Origin of the sequence: Amycolatopsis sp. NPDC050768 (assembly GCF_040654155.1) — a bacterium.
Classification (GTDB): Bacteria; Actinomycetota; Actinomycetes; order Mycobacteriales; family Pseudonocardiaceae; genus Amycolatopsis.
In genome coordinates, this window is the sequence record NZ_JBFAHL010000001.1 from 839,486 (window position 1) to 858,265 (window position 18,780).

The 18,780-nt window shown below is 68.8% G+C and carries 20 protein-coding genes; 5 read left to right on the forward strand and 15 right to left on the reverse strand.

Annotated features, from left to right (window positions below; all coding sequences use genetic code 11):
• Positions 1–224: 224 nt before the first annotated feature.
• The 10 genes from AB0H62_RS04330 to AB0H62_RS04375 form a co-directional block, all read right to left on the reverse strand.
• Positions 225–1,193 (reverse strand): glutamate ABC transporter substrate-binding protein, encoded by a 969-nt coding sequence (locus AB0H62_RS04330; protein WP_255638613.1) that lies wholly within the window; start codon positions 1,191–1,193, stop codon positions 225–227.
• Positions 1,194–1,350: 157 nt separating this feature from the next.
• Positions 1,351–2,763: a hypothetical protein gene (locus AB0H62_RS04335; protein WP_220245839.1), complete on the reverse strand. Its 1,413-nt coding sequence runs from the start codon at positions 2,761–2,763 to the stop codon at positions 1,351–1,353.
• Positions 2,764–2,858: 95 nt separating this feature from the next.
• Complete coding sequence (locus AB0H62_RS04340) at positions 2,859–3,104, reverse strand: DUF397 domain-containing protein (protein WP_360584046.1); 246 nt, start codon at positions 3,102–3,104, stop codon at positions 2,859–2,861.
• 11 nt (positions 3,105–3,115) lie between these two features.
• On the reverse strand, positions 3,116–3,964 hold the full coding sequence (locus AB0H62_RS04345; protein WP_220245837.1) for a helix-turn-helix transcriptional regulator: 849 nt from the start codon (positions 3,962–3,964) through the stop codon (positions 3,116–3,118).
• 108 nt (positions 3,965–4,072) lie between these two features.
• Positions 4,073–5,320 carry a GAF domain-containing protein gene (locus tag AB0H62_RS04350; RefSeq protein WP_360584663.1) on the reverse strand — a complete coding sequence of 416 codons (1,248 nt, stop codon included), beginning with the start codon at positions 5,318–5,320 and terminating at the stop codon, positions 4,073–4,075.
• A gap of 210 nt (positions 5,321–5,530) precedes the next feature.
• Entirely contained in the window at positions 5,531–6,673 is a 1,143-nt protein-coding gene (locus AB0H62_RS04355; RefSeq protein WP_360584048.1) for an acetoin dehydrogenase dihydrolipoyllysine-residue acetyltransferase subunit, read from the reverse strand.
• Entirely contained in the window at positions 6,673–7,686 is a 1,014-nt protein-coding gene (locus tag AB0H62_RS04360; RefSeq protein ID WP_360584050.1) for an alpha-ketoacid dehydrogenase subunit beta, read from the reverse strand. Before AB0H62_RS04360 ends, AB0H62_RS04355 begins: the two co-directional genes overlap by 1 nt.
• A gap of 14 nt (positions 7,687–7,700) precedes the next feature.
• The gene (locus AB0H62_RS04365) at positions 7,701–8,657 is read right to left on the reverse strand and encodes a thiamine pyrophosphate-dependent dehydrogenase E1 component subunit alpha (protein ID WP_354873093.1); all 957 of its coding nucleotides are present in this window, start codon (positions 8,655–8,657) and stop codon (positions 7,701–7,703) included.
• Positions 8,654–9,703, reverse strand: a complete 1,050-nt coding sequence (locus AB0H62_RS04370) for an NAD(+)/NADH kinase (protein ID WP_360584053.1) — start codon at positions 9,701–9,703, stop codon at positions 8,654–8,656. The genes AB0H62_RS04365 and AB0H62_RS04370 overlap by 4 nt, the downstream gene beginning before the upstream one ends.
• Before the next feature lie 278 nt (positions 9,704–9,981).
• On the reverse strand, positions 9,982–10,203 hold the full coding sequence (locus AB0H62_RS04375; RefSeq protein WP_220245832.1) for a heavy-metal-associated domain-containing protein: 222 nt from the start codon (positions 10,201–10,203) through the stop codon (positions 9,982–9,984).
• Positions 10,204–10,311: 108 nt separating this feature from the next.
• Here AB0H62_RS04375 and AB0H62_RS04380 point away from each other — a divergent pair, with 108 nt between their 5' ends.
• Positions 10,312–10,452: a hypothetical protein gene (locus AB0H62_RS04380; protein WP_360584055.1), complete on the forward strand. Its 141-nt coding sequence runs from the start codon at positions 10,312–10,314 to the stop codon at positions 10,450–10,452.
• A gap of 1 nt (position 10,453) precedes the next feature.
• Here AB0H62_RS04380 and AB0H62_RS04385 read toward each other — a convergent pair whose 3' ends face one another.
• The 3 genes from AB0H62_RS04385 to AB0H62_RS04395 form a co-directional block, all read right to left on the reverse strand.
• On the reverse strand, positions 10,454–10,657 hold the full coding sequence (locus AB0H62_RS04385; RefSeq protein WP_013222289.1) for a cold-shock protein: 204 nt from the start codon (positions 10,655–10,657) through the stop codon (positions 10,454–10,456).
• A 227-nt stretch (positions 10,658–10,884) separates the two neighbouring features.
• Positions 10,885–11,115, reverse strand: coding sequence for a hypothetical protein (locus AB0H62_RS04390; RefSeq protein WP_220247900.1), 231 nt, complete (start codon positions 11,113–11,115; stop codon positions 10,885–10,887).
• Positions 11,116–11,394: 279 nt separating this feature from the next.
• Positions 11,395–13,056, reverse strand: coding sequence for a thiamine pyrophosphate-dependent enzyme (locus AB0H62_RS04395; protein ID WP_220247311.1), 1,662 nt, complete (start codon positions 13,054–13,056; stop codon positions 11,395–11,397).
• A gap of 117 nt (positions 13,057–13,173) precedes the next feature.
• Between AB0H62_RS04395 and AB0H62_RS04400 the strand changes: the two genes are divergently transcribed.
• The 4 genes from AB0H62_RS04400 (at position 13,174) to AB0H62_RS04415 (ending at position 17,005) form a co-directional block, all read left to right on the forward strand.
• Positions 13,174–14,454: a hydroxyacid-oxoacid transhydrogenase gene (locus AB0H62_RS04400; protein ID WP_220245830.1), complete on the forward strand. Its 1,281-nt coding sequence runs from the start codon at positions 13,174–13,176 to the stop codon at positions 14,452–14,454.
• Positions 14,448–14,861: a thioesterase family protein gene (locus AB0H62_RS04405; RefSeq protein ID WP_220245829.1), complete on the forward strand. Its 414-nt coding sequence runs from the start codon at positions 14,448–14,450 to the stop codon at positions 14,859–14,861. The genes AB0H62_RS04400 and AB0H62_RS04405 overlap by 7 nt, the downstream gene beginning before the upstream one ends.
• Positions 14,862–14,948: 87 nt before the next feature.
• Positions 14,949–15,572 (forward strand): isochorismatase family cysteine hydrolase, encoded by a 624-nt coding sequence (locus AB0H62_RS04410; RefSeq protein WP_360584058.1) that lies wholly within the window; start codon positions 14,949–14,951, stop codon positions 15,570–15,572.
• Positions 15,573–15,790: 218 nt separating this feature from the next.
• Positions 15,791–17,005 (forward strand): cytochrome P450, encoded by a 1,215-nt coding sequence (locus tag AB0H62_RS04415; protein ID WP_360584060.1) that lies wholly within the window; start codon positions 15,791–15,793, stop codon positions 17,003–17,005.
• Here AB0H62_RS04415 and AB0H62_RS04420 read toward each other — a convergent pair.
• A complete protein-coding gene (locus AB0H62_RS04420; protein WP_354873082.1) occupies positions 16,992–18,242 on the reverse strand; it encodes a cytochrome P450 in 1,251 nt (416 codons plus the stop codon). The two genes, AB0H62_RS04415 and AB0H62_RS04420, sit on opposite strands and share 14 nt — an antisense overlap.
• Complete coding sequence (locus AB0H62_RS04425) at positions 18,239–18,769, reverse strand: ATP/GTP-binding protein (RefSeq protein WP_220247310.1); 531 nt, start codon at positions 18,767–18,769, stop codon at positions 18,239–18,241. The genes AB0H62_RS04420 and AB0H62_RS04425 overlap by 4 nt, the downstream gene beginning before the upstream one ends.
• Positions 18,770–18,780 lie beyond the last annotated feature (11 nt).

Consider the following 18,780-nt stretch of genomic DNA (forward strand, 5'->3'; position numbering starts at 1 on the left):
GAGCGGTCCCCTCACGCACCGGCGGCGGTCTGAACGGTCCCCTCGCGAGGTGAGAGCGGCGCGAGCGATCCCCTCACACGGCCGAAACGGCGCGAGCGGTCCCCTCACGCACCGGCGGCGGTCTGAACGGTCCCCTCGCGAGGTGAGAGCGGCGCGAGCGATCCCCTCACACGGCCGAAACGGCGCGAGACGGCCGTGGCGGAAGGGTGCGCCACTCGATCGGACTACTTGTAGTTCGGCGAAGGCGGCGTGGCCGGGCCCAGGCGGGCGCCGACCCATTTCTGGTAGCTGGATTGCCACGTGCCGTTGGTGCGGGTGGTTTCGAGGACCGAGTTGACGTAGCGGACGAGGTCCGGTTGGTCCTTGGGGATGCCGATGCCGTAGTTCTCCGTGGTCATGGGCGCGCCGGCGACCTTGACGGTGGGGTCTTGGGCGGCCATGCCCGCGAGGATGGTGTCGTCGGTGGAGACGGCGTCGACCTGGTGTTGCTGGAGCATGATGAGGCAGTCGGACCAGTTGTCGACCGAGATGGCCGTGGGGTGGGCCGGGTCGGTGGCGATTTTGGCCAACGAAGTCGACTGTTTGGTGGCGCAGACGCGTTTGCCCTTCAAATCAGACAAGGATTCGGCGTTGGAGGCCTTGGGGACGAGGATCTTCTGGCCTGCGACGTAGTAGACCGACGAGAAGGCCACGTCCTTCAGGCGCGCGCACGTGATCGAGTAGGTGCGGACGACGATGTCGACCTGGTGGTCCTTCAGCACCTGCTCACGTTGCGACGACGCGATCGCCCGGAACTGCACGTGGCCCTCGGCCGAGCCGAAGATCGCGGCGGCGATCTGGTTGACCATGTCGATGTCGAAGCCCTCGAGGTTGCCCGACTTGGGATTCCGGAAGCCGAACAGGTACGTGGTCTGGTCGACGCCCGCGATGAGCTTGCCGCGGGCCTTGATCTTCGCGACCGAAGGCGAGCTGACGGAGGCGCCGGCGGGAGAAAGGCTGGCGGTGGGGTCGCAGCTGGAGTCGGACGAGCCACCGGCGGAGGCGTCGGGCCCGCCGACGTCCGCGGGCATCGGCCAGGCCGCGTCACTCACCGGAGCCGGGTCGATCGGCTGAAGTGCCGAGCCGCACGCGGTGGCCAATACCGCGACCACCGCCAGTGCGGCCGCCCGGAACAAGTGACGCGACCGAATCACCGGTACTCCCTCAATCTCCGCCGTCCGCAGGTCACGATGCCCGCTGTCGCCGATCTCCGTCTCATGCTGTGGGCGCCGTCAACCGACGCCGAACCCCGCCGAGCGCACGACACGGCAGCCGCCGGCCGTGCGGAGGACGTCGGGGAGGGAGCCGGGGTCACCGGTACTCCCGGAGGCGTTCGCGGACGCCGACCGTCACGCCGCCGGCGGCGAGCACCGCGAGGAAGCCCACGCCGGGGGCCAACGCCGTCAACGCGTTGTCGCCGGCCTGGGTGTCGTCCAGGAATTCCTGGCGGCAGACTTCGATGGCGTCCTGGAGGTTGGCGTCGAGGCGCGCGAAGGCGGCCGCGGCGCTGCCCTGGCTGACGGAGGTCGCGAAGTCGACGGCCTGCTGGTACTGGCCGGAGTCGTCGAGTTTGCGGACTTCCAGGTGGGCCAGTGACCACTCGCGGGCGGCTTCTTCGGCGGCCTCGATCTTCTGCTGGCCGGGGGTGCCGGCGGCGAGGTCGCGGGCCTGGCCCAGCAGGCCGCCCGCGCCGTCGGCGCCGACCAGCTGCTCGGCGAGCTTGATGAACTGCTGTTCGTACGTGCCGCCGTCGCCGCGGGCGACCAGGGTCAACGTCTCGTCGGCGCGGGCCTGCAGGGCGGCGATGCGCGCGCGGGCGAGCACGTCGACCTGCGAGCTGCCGTCGGTCTTGCCCGCGCCGACCAGACTGCCCTGCACGACGAGCGCCACGGCGCCCCACAGCATCGACAGCACGATGCACGCCGTCGCCACGAGCAGGCCGATGTTGACCACGCGGTTGGTCTTGCGCGTGAGGTACACCTGCGTGACGACCAACGCCGCCACCAGCGCGAGCAACAGCGCGACGGCCGCCCACGGGAAACCGGTGCTGTCGTCCTGCTCGGCGGAAAGCTTGTCGGTGTCCGCGCGGTACAGCGCTTCAGCCGCGGGCAGGATCGTCGTCCGCATCAGCTGGGAAGCCTCGCGAAGGTACGAAGCACCCGAGGGGAAGCCCTGACGGTTGTTCGCGCGCGCCGTCTCGACGATCCCGGTGTACACGGGGATCTTCTGGTTCAGGATGTCCACCTGGTGAGCGGCGTCACCCACATCGGCGGTGTCCGACGCGGCCTTCGCCAACGCCGAACCCGCCTCCGCGATGTCCTGCTCGTACTTCTTGCGAAGCTCCGGCGGCTCGGTGCCCACCGACAGGAACGTGGTCGCCGCCGTCGCGTCCGCATCGGACAGCGAGCGGAACACCTGCTGCGCCGCCGCCGCGAGCGGTTCGCGGTAGCTGATCAGGCCGGAGATGGTGTCGTCTTTGTCCTGCGCCGACAGCGTGCCCACAAGCCCCGCCACCAGCGACAGCAACACCAATCCCACGGCGATCACCGAAAGACGGCCCGGCGTCGTCGCCGCCGATCTCACGATCGCGCGCACCGCCTGGCCCGGCAGCTCCAGCAAGCCCGCGATGCCGCTGCGGCCTTCCGGTTCCTCAGGCGGGGGCGCGGAAGCACCCGTACCGCCAGTGCCCGCAGACGTCTCCGGCCGCGTCACCGTGCTGGTCATCCCCGATCCTCCCCGTACGCCACCCGCAGAAGGTAGCCGGTCGCGGAGAGCCGGGCGAACCTCACCCGGAAGGTGTCACCAGCACGTGATCTCGATCAGCGCCCGGCAGCGGCCAAGAACGCGGTCCACGCTTCAGCCGAAACGGTGAGGTGACCCGCACCACGGTCCTTCGTGTCCCGCACGCCGATCTCGATCGACGGGGTGGCAGTGACCTCGACACAGTTGGCCTGGTCAGTGCTGAAGGAACTCTTCTGCCACCTGCCAACCTCAACACAGTTGGACTGCGAAGTGCTGTAGGAGCTCTTGCGCCAAGTTGCCTGGACTGGGTTCGGGGCGATCATCGTGCGTGCTCCTAGGATGCGGTCATCTTGTCGATCACCGTGGAAATCAGCCCGGCGGAATCCTCGGGTGACAAAGCCGCGGCAAGAATCCCACGCCAGCCGAGCCTAGCACGGGCAACTGGCTCCTCATCCTCGATAAAGCTGGTGGCGCTGCGGGTTTCCGCATGGGTGAGAGTCGGCTCATCGCGAAACTCGAGGATCACGAGCGGCCCTTCGAGGCCGGGGTGCCCGCCTGCGCTGAAGGGCACAACCTGCATCGTGACACAGCTGCGATTGTTGATAGCGAGCAAGGACTCCAGTTGCAGCCGCATCACTTCTGAGTCGCCGATTATGCGGCGGACTGCCGTTTCCTCAACCAGCAGATGGACTTCGGGTGCATCTCGCCGACTGAGAACCAGCTGCCGAGCCAATCGCGCCGCGACGAGTCCCTCGACATCGGACTCGGTCAAGCTCGGGTTTGTCGCGTGAATGACCGCCCGCGCATAGTCCGGCGTCTGCGCCAGGCCGGGGATCACCAGCGGCTCGTAGTTCTTGATCCGCAGCGCGTCGTCCTCGAAGCGGATCAGTTCCTTCCAGGTGGGTGGCAGCTTGCCGTGGATCTCGTGCCAGTTGCGCTCCTCGCCGTCGCGCAACAGCTTCAGCAGCTCTTGGCGCTTTTCCGTTGGTGCGTGCAAGAAGCCGAGGATGGCGGAGACGTCGTCCACGTAGAGGCCGCGGTCGCCGGTCTCCATGCGGCTGATCTTGCTCTCCGAGAAGCCGAGGCCCTCGGAAACCTCTCTGCACGTGAGGTTCGCCTTGATCCGCAAGGCCCGCAGCTCCGCGGAGACCCGGCGCTGCCGCACCGATGTTCGCTTGGTCATGGTGCACACCATCGCCGCTTGCCACGCGGGCAAGAAAGATCACTCACACCAATGGTGGTTGCGCGTACGCGGGGCAACCCGCGCGTGCCAGCGCTTCGCGCACCAAAACTAGCCCGCGACGGCCGATCCGTGCACGACGACTTCGAGGTTGTCGGCGAACCGGTACGGCCGCCCGACGATGATCCCGCCGACGATCCGCCGCAGCCGCGAAACCTCGGCGCGGACGGTGACCGTGCGCGTCGCGTCGCCGAACAACACTGACGAGAGTTGTGAAGCGCTGCAGCCGTTTCGGTGGGCGGCGAGGGCGTACAGGAGCTGTGCGTGACGCGGGGAGACGCGGTGGGTCCATTCGCTCGCGGAGCCGTAAACCGTGAGCACCGGTTCGCCGGGGATGCGCAGGTCGAGGGAAACCCGGGTCGGCGGAGCGGCTTCGGAGTCGGTCATGCGAATGAGCCAGCCGCCGGGCAGTGGTTCGACCACGCAGTGACCGTGGGCGGGCAGCCACAGCGGGCCGGGTCCCACGGACACGGGCAACGGCAGCCGGCCGGCGGCCGCGAGGCCGGTGGCGGCAGAGATCGCGGAGGGAGTGGTGGTGGCGATCCAGCCGTGCTGATCGGTCACCAGCGCGCGGCCGGAAACCTTGGCCAGCAAAGGAACCGCGATGCCACGCAGGCGTTCGAGGTCGGTCAGGTGCGTGGTGCGCAGCTGGGATTCGGCAAGGCGGCCGACGGCGTCGACGAGGGCGAGGGTGGTGGCGTGGACCGTCGAGGCGGAGCCGGAGAGGTCGACGACGCCGAGGAGCCGGCCGTCGCGGGGATCGTGCAGCGGGGCGGCGGCACAGGTCCAGTCGTGCTGGGCGCGGACGTAGTGCTCGGCGGAGTAGACCTGCACCGGCCGGCGAGCCACGAGCGCCGTGCCGATGGCGTTGGTGCCGACGGCTTCTTCCTGCCAATCGACGCCCTCCACGAAGCCGAGGCGATCGGCGCGGCGGCGGACGGGAACCGAGCCGTCGCGCCAGAGGACGTGGCCTGCGGCGTCGACGATCACCATGATGTGCGCGGCCTGCTCGGCCAGGCTGAGCAGGCCGCCGCGCAGTATCGGCAGCAGCGGGGCGAGGCCGCTTTCGCGGCGGCGTTCTTCGAGCTCGACGGCGTCTAGGATCGGCGAGGACGCGCCGCGGTCCGGGTCGATGCCGAGCCGCTGTACGCGGGACCAGGACTCGCTGATCACCGAACGCGGCGCGCTGGGCAGCGCTTCGCCGGCGATGGCGGCTTCGTGGAGACGGGCGAGAGCGCGCGCGTGCCGTCGGGGGTCAACCCCGACCGGCAACGCTGCCTCGAGGTGCTGCTGGCCCAACAACCACCCGCTCCTAGTCCGACTCCCCCAATGTGGCGTTCGGTGCGCTCAACGCACCCAACGCCGCATTGGGGTGCTCCTCACCCGGCCTCCGGCGCCAGTGTGCAGGTGGTCGGGCCGTGATCGGAAGGGGCGGTGACTTCACCGACAGAGTCGATCAAGGGTCGAGCAAGGCCGTGACGGCGTCGGTCAAGGCCGTAAGGACGTCGGTCAAGGCCGTGCCGATCTCTCCGTCGCCTCTGAGACGATCTCGACAACCACCTCGACAACGGCCGACGGTTTCTCCAAGTGGACCAGGTGGCCGGCGCCCTCGACGGAGTGGACGTCCGGGAGGCCGGCCGCGTTTTCGGGTGGGAGGACGGCGTCTTCGCTGCCCCAGACCACAGTGATCGGGCCTTCGTACCGGGCCAGGAGCGGGGCGATGTGCAGGGCCGGGGTGTCGTCGTCTTCGAGCAGGGTGCCGAGGAGTTTCTCCAGGACTCGGTCGACGCCGTCGAGGCGTTTGTACTTGAGGAGGTCGTCGGCGAGACGGCGCGTGACCAGGTCCGGGTCGGCGAAGAGTGCGCTGAGGTGGGGTTTCAGTTCTCGCCTCGACGTGGCGGTGGCGAAGCCGCGCAGGTAACCGGCGTTGATGCGGTCACCGAAGCCGGCCGGGGCCACCAGCGCGAGCGAAGAGACCTTCGCGGGTTGTGCCGCGGCGGCAGCCACGACGACGGCGCCGCCGAGCGAGTGGCCGACGAGGTGCGCCTTCGTGACGTTGAGTGTTTCGAGGAAGCCGAGGACGGCGTTGGCGAGGGTGGTGAGGGAGCCGTCGCCGACGTCCTTGGTGGACTCGCCGTGACCGGGGAGGTCGAGCGCGTGGACGGTACGGCCGTCGGCGAGCGGCTCCTGGACGAAGAGCCAGGAGTTCTTGTCGCCGCCGTAGCCGTGGACGAGGACCACCACCTCGTCGTCCGCATCGCCGCTGTCACCGAGCGTGGCGTAACTGAGGGTGCGGCCGTCGACCTCGACGGTGCCGGTGACCGGTCCCGCCGCCTCCTCGACCACGCCTTCGGCCAGCTCCCGCAACGCGGTTTCGGCTGCTTCGTTGACCTCGGCGTCGGCGACGGAGGAGGGCGCGACCAGGGCGATCGTTGCGCCGACGGGCACGTCCTCCCCCGCCGGCGCGATCACCCGGCGCAACACGCCGGAGCCCGGGGACTCCAGCGTGCCGGTGATCTTGTCTGTGTCGATGTCAACGAGGTCGTCACCCTCGGTGATGTCGTCGCCTTCGGTGGCGAGCCAGTCGGTGATGCGGCCCGTCTTCATCGACAGGCCCCACTTGGGCATGGTCACACGCTGGATCTCGGCCATCACCGAGTCCAGCCCACCACGGCTTTCGCCGCGTTGACCACCTGCTGGGGGCCGGGGATGTAGAGGTCTTCGAGCGCGTCGGAGAAGGGCACGGGCGTGTGTGGCGGCGTGACCATCTCGATGGGTGCGCGCAGGGACGCGAACCCTTCGCGGGCGACGAGCGCGGAGATGTCGGTGGCGAGGTTGCAGCGCGGGGAAGCCTCGTCGACGATCACGAGCCGGCCGGTGTTCTCGACGCTTTCGAGGATCGTCTCGGTGTCGAGTGGACTGGTCGTGCGCGGGTCGATCACCTCGGCCTCGACCCCGGTCGAGGCCAGCTCGCGCGCGGCTTCCTCGGCGACGCCGACCATGCGGCCGATGGCGACGATGGTGACGTCCTCGCCGTCGCGGACGACGTTGGCTTCGCCGAAGGGAATGGTGTAGCTGTCTTCGGGGACTTCGCCGGAGGTGTCGTAGAGGGCCTTGTGCTCGCAGAAGATCACGGGGTCGTCGTCGCGAATGGACTGGATGAGCAGGCCCTTGGCCTCGTACGGGCTGGAGGGCACCACGACCTTGAGTCCCGGGATGTGCGTGAAGATCGGGTACAGGCACTGGGAATGCTGGGCGGCGGCCCGCAGCCCGGCGCCGTACATCGTGCGGATCACCACGGGCGTGCGCGCGTTGCCGCCGAACATGTAGCGGAACTTGGCCGCCTGGTTGAAGATCTGGTCGAAGCAGACGCCCATGAAGTCGATGAACATCAGCTCGGCCACGGGCCGCTGGCCGGCCGTCGCGGCGCCGATGGCCGCGCCGATGAAGGCCGATTCGGAGATCGGCGTATCGAGCACCCGGCCGGGGAAACGGTGGAAAAGCCCTTTGGTGACACCGAGAACGCCGCCCCACGCGTCTTCCTCACCGGGGCTGCCCGCGCCGCCGGCGTTGTCCTCGCCCATCACGATCACCGACTCGTCGCGCTGCATCTCCTGCGCGAGGGCCTCGTTGATCGCTTCGCGGTAGCTGATCGTGCGTGCCATGACTCGCGCTCCCTTCAGTACGAGACGTAGACGTCGGTCTCCAGGTCGGCTCGGGTGGGTTTGGGTGCGGCTTTGGCTTCCGCCACGGCTTCTTCGACAAGTTTCGCGACTTCGGTGTCGACCTTGTCGAGGCTTTCCTCGGACAGCTCGCCGCTTTCGACCACTCGGGTACGGAAGCGCTTGAGGCAGTCGAGGTGCTCGCGGGCGTGGGCGACCTCGTCGGCGCGGTAGGCCTGCTGGTCGCCCTCGAAGTGGCCGAAGTAGCGCGTGAACTTCATTTCCAGGAGCGTGGGACCGCCGCCGGCGCGGGCGCGGTCGATGGCCTCACCGGCGGCTTCGGTCACGGCGAAGAAGTCGTAGCCGTCGACGATCACGCCGGGCATGCCGAAGCCGGCGGCGCGGTCGGCGATGTTGTCCGAGGCCACGGACCAGGTGCTCGACGTCGCTTCGGCGTAACCGTTGTTCTCGGCGACGAAGACCGCGGGCAGGTTCCACACGGACGCGAGGTTGAGGGCTTCGAGCGTGGTGCCCTGGTTGCTCGCGCCGTCGCCGAAGAAGGCGACGCCGACGCCACCGGTCCCCTGCTGCTTCGCCGCGAGCGCGGTGCCGCAGATGAGCGGCGGGCCGCCGCCGACGATGCCGTTGGCGCCGAGCATGCCCTTCGACAGGTCGGCGATGTGCATCGAGCCACCCTTGCCGTGACAAGATCCCGTGGTGCGGCCGTAGATCTCGGCCATCATGGCCTTCACGTCCACGCCCTTGGCGATGCAGTGGCCATGGCCGCGGTGGGTGCTGGCGATGGTGTCGCGGCGGTCGAGGTGGCTGCAGACGCCGGTGGCCGAAGCCTCCTCGCCGGCGTAGAGGTGGACGAAGCCGGGGATGTCGCCGGTGGCGAACTCCTCGTGCACGCGTTCCTCGAACGCGCGGATCGTGCGCATGGTGCGATAGGCCTCCAGCAAGGTCTCCGTCATCGTCGACGCTCCTTTCCCTTCGTAGGCGCACCGCCTTCGGTGGATGTGGTGCGCAACAACCCTCGTTGGGCCGCTTCGGCCATCACCGCGCGGACGTCGACGCACCACGGCCCGTCGGACCGGAGCTCGACGTACGCGCTCTCCCCTGGCTTGAGTTCGAGCTCGCGTTCACCGTCGACGGCGATCACGCCACCGCCTGCGGCGAGGTCCACGCGCATGCCCTGCTGGAGCACGCCCCAGCCGCGCACGCCGACGGCTTTCACCAGGCCGGGGGCGATGGGCGCGTGGACCACGTGCGGGGTGACGCCGACGGGCCCGAGCTTGAGGGCGACGCCGTCGGCGCTGGAGCGCGGGCTCGGGCAGAGCTGGCCCGCGATGCTGGAGAGGCCGATGCCGTCGGGCTCGGCGAAGGTGCAGTAGAGCTCGGTGAGCGACGCCGGATCCCACAGCGCCTTCGCGCCGACGTGCTTGCTCAGGGTCACGGCGACGTCCACCAGGGCGATCTCGCGCCGCGCCTTGGTGACGACTTCGAGCTTGCTGACGCGGTGGGTGACCAGGTCGGGGTCGATCTGACCGCTCGCGATGAAGCCGGCGGCGAGACCCGCGACGGTGGCTTCGCGCATCTGCGGGAAGGCGTTGTTGGTGCCGGTGGACAGCGCGAGCAGCGGCACCTCGCCGCACGCCTTCGCGGCGACCCGGGCCGTGCCGTCGCCGCCGAGGCACACGATCACGCCGGCACCCGCGTCGACCATCCGGCGGACGGCGTTGATCGTGTCCTGCGCCGTGCCCGTGAGCGGGTCTTTGTCGCAGAACTCGACACCCGGCAGCGGCTCGCGGCTCAGCCGGCGGTGCACGGCCGCGGAAATGCCACCGAGGTCGGTGGAAACGAGCGTTCTCTCGACGCCCGTGATGGCGAACGCGGCCAGCACGCGCTGGACCATGTTGGCCTTCTCGGCCGTCGGGAACACGGACGCCTGCGCCACCAGCCGCCGGATGTCCCGCCCCGACGCCGGGTTGGCGACGATGCCCGCCACACCTGGGCCCACCACAGTTCTCCTTGTCCTGCTTGTGCCGGTTCAGCAGACCGTGTGAAGCCGGATAGGGGAAGGGTTGCGGAGGGTTGCAGCTCGATTGCTCACCCGGACGGCCCAGTACTTCGGCCGGGGGAATCACCCACCCGAGGCAGGGCACGAAGGGGCACACCGTGCGACACGGCTTGCGCCGATCCGGTGACTTCCCCGCGTGGGCGGCGGCCGCGGCGGCGCGACGCAGTGCTCCGAGGCAGTGCTCTGAGGCGGTGCTCTGATCCGCCGGTTCTGATCCGCTAGACGAGTGCCGCGGTGCCTTCGTAGGTGTAACCCGCTTCTTCGACCGCACCGCGGACGACGTCTTCGGTGAGCTCTTCGGCGCTGCGCACGACAACGCGGCCGGTTTCGACGTCGACCTCGACGCTTTCGACGCCCGGAAGGTCGGTGATTTCCTCGGTGACCGACTGTGCACAGTGGCCGCAGGACATCCCGGAGACGGTGTAGCCGTTCTCGATCATGGCGCGCAGCCTACGAGGTCCACGTCAGACACGATCGGGTGATAGCGGGGCGACCTGGAGGCACGGAAGTCGTTGTCCGGCAAAGGAAACCAGATCGTGAGACGGTCTGTGGCAGAGCAGACGGCAGCGATGAAAAGCGACGGCGCCGACAACGACAGCGCTGATTACGACAGCACTGACACGACAGCGCTGACAATGAAAAAGGCCGCCACCCGTAGCGCGGGTGGCGGCCCCTTCACGAAGGTCTAGGTCAGATGACGGTGACCGACGTGGCCTGCGGGCCCTTCTGGCCCTGGCCGATCTCGAACTCCACGCGAGCGTTCTCTTCGAGGCTCTTGAAGCCGTTACCCTGGATCTCGCTGTAGTGAACGAAGACGTCGCCGCCACCGTTGTCGGGGGTGATGAAGCCGAACCCCTTCTCGGAGTTGAACCACTTCACAGTGCCCTGAGTCATTAAATATCTCCATACATAACACCAAAAACGGGAAGCCACATCAGCACCCCGAGTCAAACCCGGGCGGTTTGCTTCCTCGAGTGAGGAGACACTACGCCCGCTGATATCTGCGAGCGTAACTCACAAAAATCAAGACCATCGAAAGTAAAGCACAGCTTGTGGCACGTGGACAACCCGAACCACCCGGACTCACCCTGGTGAACAGGCGTGAGCCAGGCCGGGGTGAGCTATTCGCCACTCGCCGGACGCAGACCGCCGCCGAACGGCGAACGCCAGCCGGCGTCCTGGTCGCCGACCACGACGGCCACGTCGTGGGCCTCCGCGACGGCGCTGAACAGCACCGGCACGACACCCGAGGTCTCGCGGACCTGCTCCGTCGCCGTGCGCGCCCCGGCGGCACGCGCCGCCGCGGTGCGGGCAGACGAACCACGCGAAACCGTGGTCTTTTCGTCGGCCATGTTGAAGCTCCCCTCGTTCCCACCCGCCTCCCAGCGGGCGATGCCGTGATGATGTCACCCGGCACCGACAGAAACCGGCCGTTCCCGTCCGGGCCAGACCACTGAATCGGTAACCCTCGCACTGTGGAAGCGTGCGCGGCGCGTCCCGATGTGACGCTGCATGTGACTGCCGGATCCCGGTTCTCCCGCGAACCCCTGGGAACACCGTCAGGCTACCGGAGCCACCCCCCTGCGGCCACTGAACTTTCCCGGCGTTTCCCGTTGCGCGCCGGAGAAAAATCACTGCCCGGGTGATTGCGGGCGAACCGCGCTCAGCAAGGTGCTCAGGCGGACGTCGGGCGTTACGACGTCCGGGTCCGTCCTCACATCGATCACACACGGACGCTGGCGCACCAACGCACTCGCGACGATCGCCTCGAGCTCTTCGCGATCGTCCACCGTGTACCCGGCGGCGCCGAGCCCGCGGGCCCACGACGCGAAGTCCGTGAGCGGGATGGTGACGCCCGAGAGCCGGCCGTGCGCGCGGGCCTGGTGCATGGCCAATGCCCCGTGGACGCCGTTCTGAAACACGACAACCATCACAGGCGCTCGGTAGCGGACGGCGGTCTCGATCTCCTGGCCCGTCATGAGGGTGCCGGCGTCGCCGACCATCGCGACGACGGCGCGGCGCGGTTCGGCGAGCTTGGCCGCGATGGCGGCGGGCACGGCGTAGCCCATGGCCGCGTTACTCGGGCCGAGCTGGCTGCGCGGCGCGGTGAAGCACCAGTAGCGGTGCATGAACTGCGCGAAGTTGCCTGCGTCACTGGTCACGATCGTGTCCTCGGGCGCGAGCTTGCGCAGGGCGCGGATCACGTCGACGGGGTGCACGCGCGTGTTGCCGCTCGTGTCGGGCGGGGTCATGAAGGTGTGCACGGCGGCGTTGGCGGCCGAGGCGCGGCGCGTGCGCGGCGTCGCGATCGAGCGCAGCTCGCGCAGGAACGGCTCGACCTCGGAGTCGACGCGGAAGGTGAGGCCGCGGCGGCGCTGCTCGTCGATACCGGTGCCGACCAGCACGAGCGTCTGCTGCGACGTCGGGTAGCGGTAACCCTGGGTGGTCACCTCGTCGAGCTGGGTGCCGAGGGCGAGCACGAGGTCGGCGCGTTCGAGGGCGTCGAGCTGGCGCGCGGGGATGCCGAGGCCGAGGTGGCCGGCGTAGCGCGCGTGCGTCTCGGGGAAGGCGTCCTGGCGGCGGAAGGCGTTGTAGACGGGCAGGGCGAGCTCGTCGGCGACGGCGATCAGCTCGTCTCGCGCCGAACGCGCGCGGCCGCCGACGATGACCACCGGGTAGCGGGCCTCGTCGACGAGCCCGGCGACGGCTTCGGCCGAACGGCCCAACGTTCCGGTGATCGGCGGGCGCACCTTGGCCACCGGTTTGGCCGAGTCGTACGGCACTCCCCACGCGTCACTGGGCACGCCGAGCACAACCGGTCCCGGACGGCCTTCGCGACAGCGCGTGAGCGCTTCGGCGAGCAGGCCCGGCACCGCGTCGGGGTCTTCGGCGCGTACGCACCACTTCGCGATGGACTCGAACATGGCCGTCAGGTCGGAGGTCGGCAGCTCGCCGGTGATCGCTCGGTCGAGCGCCGGCGTCTCGAGGAGGACGACCATCGGGGTCTCGTCCTGGTAGGCCGTTTGCACGCCGATGGCGAGGTTCGCGGCGCCCGGGCCGCGACTCGCGAGCAGCACGGCGGGGCGCTCGGTGAGCTTGCCCTCGGCTTCGGCCATGAACGCGGCGCCCGAATCGTGCCGCGCGGAGACGAGGGTCACTTCGCGCTCGCGCTGCAACGCGTCGAGCAGCTCCAGGAACGCTTCGCCGACGACCGCGTACACCCGGCGGACCTGGGCCTCGGTCAGGATGCGCACGGCCGTCTGGGCGACGGTCGCTCCTAATTGGTATCTAATGAGGAGAGCTTAGGGCGGCACGGTTCACCGCAGTCAAGTGATCTTCGAGGAATGACCGCGAAAATGGGACAAATGTCCACTTTGACCGCCGGCTGACAGGAAGCGAGGACCGGGGCCTTGACGTCCACCGAGCATGAAACCGTTTTCACGTACGGCGCGCCCGCGTTGAAGTACGGCACGGGAGCCAGCGACGAAATCGGTTACGACCTCACGCAGTACGGCGTTCGCCGGGTACTCGTGGTCACGGATCCGACCGTCGCCGAGACAGGGTGGCCGGCGCGGATCGCTTCGGGGATCGAGTCGTACGGGATCGCGACGGAGGTCTTCGACGGCGTCCACGTTGAGCCGACGGACGTGAGCATGCAGAAGGCCGTGGACTTCGCGCGCGGGACCGGGCCGTACGACGCGTTCGTGGCCGTGGGTGGCGGGTCGAGCATCGACACCGCGAAGGCGGCGAACCTGCTGACGTCCAACGAGGGCTCGTTGATGGACTACGTCAACGCGCCGGTCGGCGGCGGGCGGGCGCCGTCGAACCCGTTGAAGCCGCTCGTGGCCGTGCCGACCACGACGGGGACCGGGTCGGAGAGCACGACGGTGTGTGTGCTCGATGTGTTGTCACTGCGGGTGAAGAGTGGGATCAGCCACCTGCGGCTGCGGCCGACGCTGGCGGTGGTGGACCCGCGGCTGACGGTGACGCAGCCGGCCGGGGTAACGGCCGCGTCCGGGATGGACATTCTCTGTCACGCGGCGGAGAGCTACACGGCGAAGCCGTACACGTCGTTCGACCGGAAGAAGCCCGAGCAGCGGGTGCCGTACTGCGGGTCCAACCCGTTGGCGGACATGTTCGCGGAGAAGTCGTTGTCATTGCTGTCGTGGGCGCTGCCCAGGGCGGTGCGCGACGGCTCGGACCTGGAGGCGCGCGAGGCGATGGCGCTGGCCGCGACGTTCGCGGGGCTGGGGTTCGGCAACGCCGGGGTGCACATCCCGCACGCGAACGCGTACCCGATCGCGGGGCAGGTGCGGGAGTTCCACCCGGACGGCTACCCGGGCGACGAGGCGATGGTACCGCACGGGATGGCGGTGTCGCTGACGGCACCCGAGGCGTTCCGGTTCACGTTCTCCGCCGCGCCGGAGCGCCACCTGCGGGTGGCGCGGCTGCTGGCGCCGGACTTCGAGTGGGCCGGGGACTTCGAGGACCACCTGCCGGCGGTGCTGGTGAACCTGATGCGGGAGATCGGGATTCCCGCGGGAATCGGCGCGGTGGGGTATGCGGAGTCCGATGTGGACTCGTTGGTCTCCGGCACGGTGAAGCAGCAGCGGTTGCTGGCGACGGCGCCGCGGGAGGCTTCCGAGGACGACTTGGCCGGGATCCTGCGGGCTTCGGTGCACCTGTGGTGAGTTACCCGTTCTGGCAGACGATTCCGTTGCGGTGGAAGGACAACGACGTCTACGGCCACGTGAACAACGTGGTGCACTACTCGTTGATGGACACCGTGATCAACACGTGGCTGATCGATCGCGGCGGGCTGGACATCGAAGCCGGCGAGGTGATCGGGCTGTGCGTGGAATCGCGGTGCCAGTACCACGCTTCGGTGTCGTTCCCGGGGTCGGTGCGGGTGGGGCTGCGGGTGGCGCACCTCGGGCGGTCGAGCGTGCGGTACGAGATCGGGATGTACACCGCCGCCGAGGCGCTGGTGGCGGAGGGGCAGTTCGTGCACGTGTTCGTGGACCGGGAGTCGCGGCGGCCGGTCGAGGTGACGGGGAAGCTGCGGGAAGCACTGGCCGAGCTGGTCACGGCCGATTGATTTCAGCCAGTGGAAACCCTCCTGGTGGCCGCGTGGTCCAGCCGGTAGGTTCCCGTCTCCCGAAGCGGCTCGACCGAGGTGGCGACTGTGCGATTCGACGAGGAAAAGCTGAACCCCGCCAAGGCGGCCGTCGTGGTGGTGGACGTGCAGAACGACTACTGCCATCCCGACGGCGCGTGCGCCCGGCGCGGCGAGGACGTGAGCGCGGCCAAGGAGATGATTCCCCGGCTGCAGGCGCTGCTGGCCGGCGCGCGAGCGCACGACGTACCGGTCGTGTTCGTGCAGACGGCGCACGAGAAGGCGACCGACTCGGCGGCGTTGACCGCGCGGTCCGGTGGCCGCTCCAGCGTGGTCTGCCGGGCGGGGACGTGGGGCGCGGAGTCGTTCGAGGTGGCGCCGCTGCCAGGGGAACCCGTCGTGCTGAAGCACCGGTACAGCGGGTTCGTGAACACCCGGCTGGATTCGGTGCTGCGCACCCTGAAGGCCGAGACGCTGGTGATGGCCGGCGTCAGTACGAACGTGTGCGTGGAATCGACCGCGCGGCACGGTTACATGCTCGACTACCACATCGCGTTCATGGGCGACTGCTGCGCGGCTTTCACGCAGGCCGAGCACGACGCGGCGCTGGTGAACATCGACAAGTACTTCGGTGCGGTGATGGACGCCGATCAGCTGCTCGGCACGTGGGATTCGATCGCGCCGAGGGGCTGAGGACGGCCCGGATCGGCACTTCCCGAGGCGGTAATCCCGCTGACCGGAAAAACTCTAGAGAGTGACGCGAGGCTCCCGATCACTACGCACGGACACCGAACGACGTTCGGCCGGTAATCCACCTGGAGCAGTGGTCTACTCCAATGGTCTGAATTTTCCCCGCGCACGCAACGTCCGTCGATAACGTGGTTACTCCACCGCCCGAGCGAGGGAGCTCCATGACCACGGCACGTCACGCGCCGGACATCCTTTCCGCCGAATTCGCAGCCGACCCGTATTCCGCGTACGGCATCATGCTGGAAGACGAGCCCATCGTCTGGCATGAAGGCATGCAGAGCTACATCGTTTCCCGCTACGACGACGTCGCCCGAGCGTTTCGGGAGCCCGTGTTCACCACGGACAACTACAGCTGGCAGCTGGAACCCGCGCACGGGCGCACAATCCTGCAGATGAGCGGGCGCGAGCACTCGATCCGGCGGGCACTGGTGGTGCCGGCGTTCCGCGGCAACGAGCTGGAGCAGAAGTTCCGGCCCGTGATCGAGCGGAACTCGCAGCAGCTCATCGACGGCTTCCGCAGCCGCGGCGAAGCCGACCTGGTGCAGGACTACGCGCGCCACTTCCCGATCAATGTGATCGTGGACATGCTTGGTCTGGACCAGAGCGACCACGAGCGGTTCCAGCGCTGGTACACCGCGATCATCGGCTTCCTCGGCAACCTCAGCCAGGACCCGGACGTGGCCGCGGCCGGCGTGCGCACGCGCGAGGAGCTGGCGGAGTACCTGATCCCGATCATCCGGGCCCGCCGCGAAAACCTCGGCGACGACTTGCTTTCCACGCTGTGCTCGGCCGAGGTCGACGGCACGCGGATGAGCGACGAGGACATCAAGGCGTTCTGCAGCCTGCTGCTCGCCGCCGGTGGGGAGACCACCGACAAGGCGATCGCCAGCGTGTTCAAGAACCTGTTGGAAAACCCGGCGCAGCTCGAAGCCGTGCAAGCCGACCACGGGCTGATCCCCAAGGCGTTCGCGGAGACGCTGCGCTACACGCCGCCGGTGCACATGATCATGCGCCAGCCCGCCGAGGACATCGAGATCGCGGGCAAGCGTGTGCCGGCCGGCAGCACCGTGACCTGCCTGATCGGTGCGGCCAACCGCGACCCGCGACGGTTCGAGAACCCGAACGAGTTCGACATCTTCCGCACGGACCTGCCGACGGAAACCGCCTTCTCGGCGGCCGCGAACCATCTGTCGTTCGCGCTGGGCCGGCACTTCTGCGTCGGCGCGCTGCTGGCGAAGACGGAGATCGAGGTCGGCGTGGCTCAGCTGCTCGACGCGATGCCGAACGTGCGGCTCGCCGACAACGCGGACACCCACGAAGCGGGGGTGTTCACGCGCGGACCGTCGGCGTTGCCGGTGCGGTTCAGCCCCAGCTGACGGCGTGACTTGCGACGTAAGTCGGCGTGAACGTGACGGGCAGTGACTCCAGCCCGCGCATCCACATCGACCGCTGCCACTTCAGGGACTCGTCCGGCACCGAAAGCGACAGGTCGGGCAGCCGGTCGAGCAGCACCTCGACGGTCGTGCGGGCGATGACCTCCGCGACCTCGGGCGCGGGGTGCGGGCAGCCGTGCTCGCCGTGGCCGAACGACATGTGCGCGTGGTTCCCGGCAGCGCCGCCGGCGAGGTCGGGACGCACGTGCGGGTCGGCGTTCGCGGCGGCGAGGCCGAGCACGAGCAGGTCGCCGGTGCGGATGCGGCGGCCGCCGAGCTGCGTGTCGCGCGTGGCGAAGCGGCCGATGAAGTTCTGGGTGGGCGTGTCGTGCCAGAGGACCTCGTTGAGGGCCTCTCCGACACTGCCGCGCCCGCCCGAGAGCGTCATCGCGAAGCGGTCGTCGGTGAGCATCAGCCGGATGGTGTTGCCGATCCAGTTGGCCGTCGGCTGCTGTGCGGCGGCCGTGACCACCAGCAGGTCCTGCACGATTTCGGCGTCGGTGAGCCCCGCCGGGCTGTGGGCCATGTGCGAAGGAACGTCGTGGCCGGGCTGCCGGTGCTTGAGCGCCAGCAGCCGGCCCATGGCCTCCTGCACGCGGCCGTACGCCGGGATCGCGTCGGGGCCGACGTCGAGGGAGATCGCGACGTCGCGCACCAGTGCCGGGGTCTCGGCCTCGGGCATGCCGTACATCTTCGCGATGGCCAGCAAGGGAATCTGCATCGCGAACTGCGTGATGAGGTCGGCCTCGCCGGTGCCGGCGAACGTGTCGATCAGCCGGTCGGCGATCTGCTCGCAGTGCGCGCGCAGGTCGAACTGGTCCACCGCGGACAGTGCGTCGCCGATCGCGCCGGCGCGGCGGCGGTGTTCCAGCGCCTCGGTGAACATCACCGACGGGTTGTGCGCCACGTAGGGCAGCAGCGGCCAGTCGGCCGGCACGTTCTCCCACTGGTTCCAGCGGCGCGTGTCGCGGGCGAACAGCTGGGAATCGCTGGTGACCTGGTGCAACTCGCGGTAGCCGCAGACCAGCCACGCGGGGACGTCGCCGTCGAGCAGCACCGGGGCGACACCGCCGTACTCCTGGCGAATCCGGCCGTAGAGGGTGGCCGGATCCTCCTGGAACTGCGCGCCGTAGAGCTTGACGAAGTCCTCTGTGGACACTTCAGGCCGGTGTTCGGTCACGGCTGGTTCTCCCGGGCGGTGGACAACGAGTAGAGGTGGTCGACGAGCGAGATCAGCACCTGCTTGGACGAGTCGCGGCGGCGCGCGTCGCAGTCGATCAGGGGCACGTCGGGTGAGAGGTCGAGCGCGTCGCGGACCTGGCTGAGATCGTGCGCCGGCGGCTCGAAGTTGTTGCGCGCCACGATGAACGGCGTGCCGTGGTGCTCGAGCCGGTCGATCGCGTACCACGAGTCGGCCAGGCGCCGGGTGTCGACGAGGACCACCGCGCCGAGCGTGCCGGAGAACAGCCGGTCCCACAGGAACCAGAAGCGCTCCTGGCCGGGCGCGCCGAACAAGTACAGCACCATGCGCTCGTCGAGGCTGATTCGGCCGAAGTCGAACGCCACCGTGGTCGTGGTTTTCCCTTGCAGGCCCTGGTCGATGCCGACGCCGGCCTGCGTCATCGTCTCCTCGGTGCTCAGCGGCCGGATCTCGCTGACCGACCGGACCATCGTGGTCTTGCCGACGCCGAAGCCCCCGACGATCACGATCTTCAACC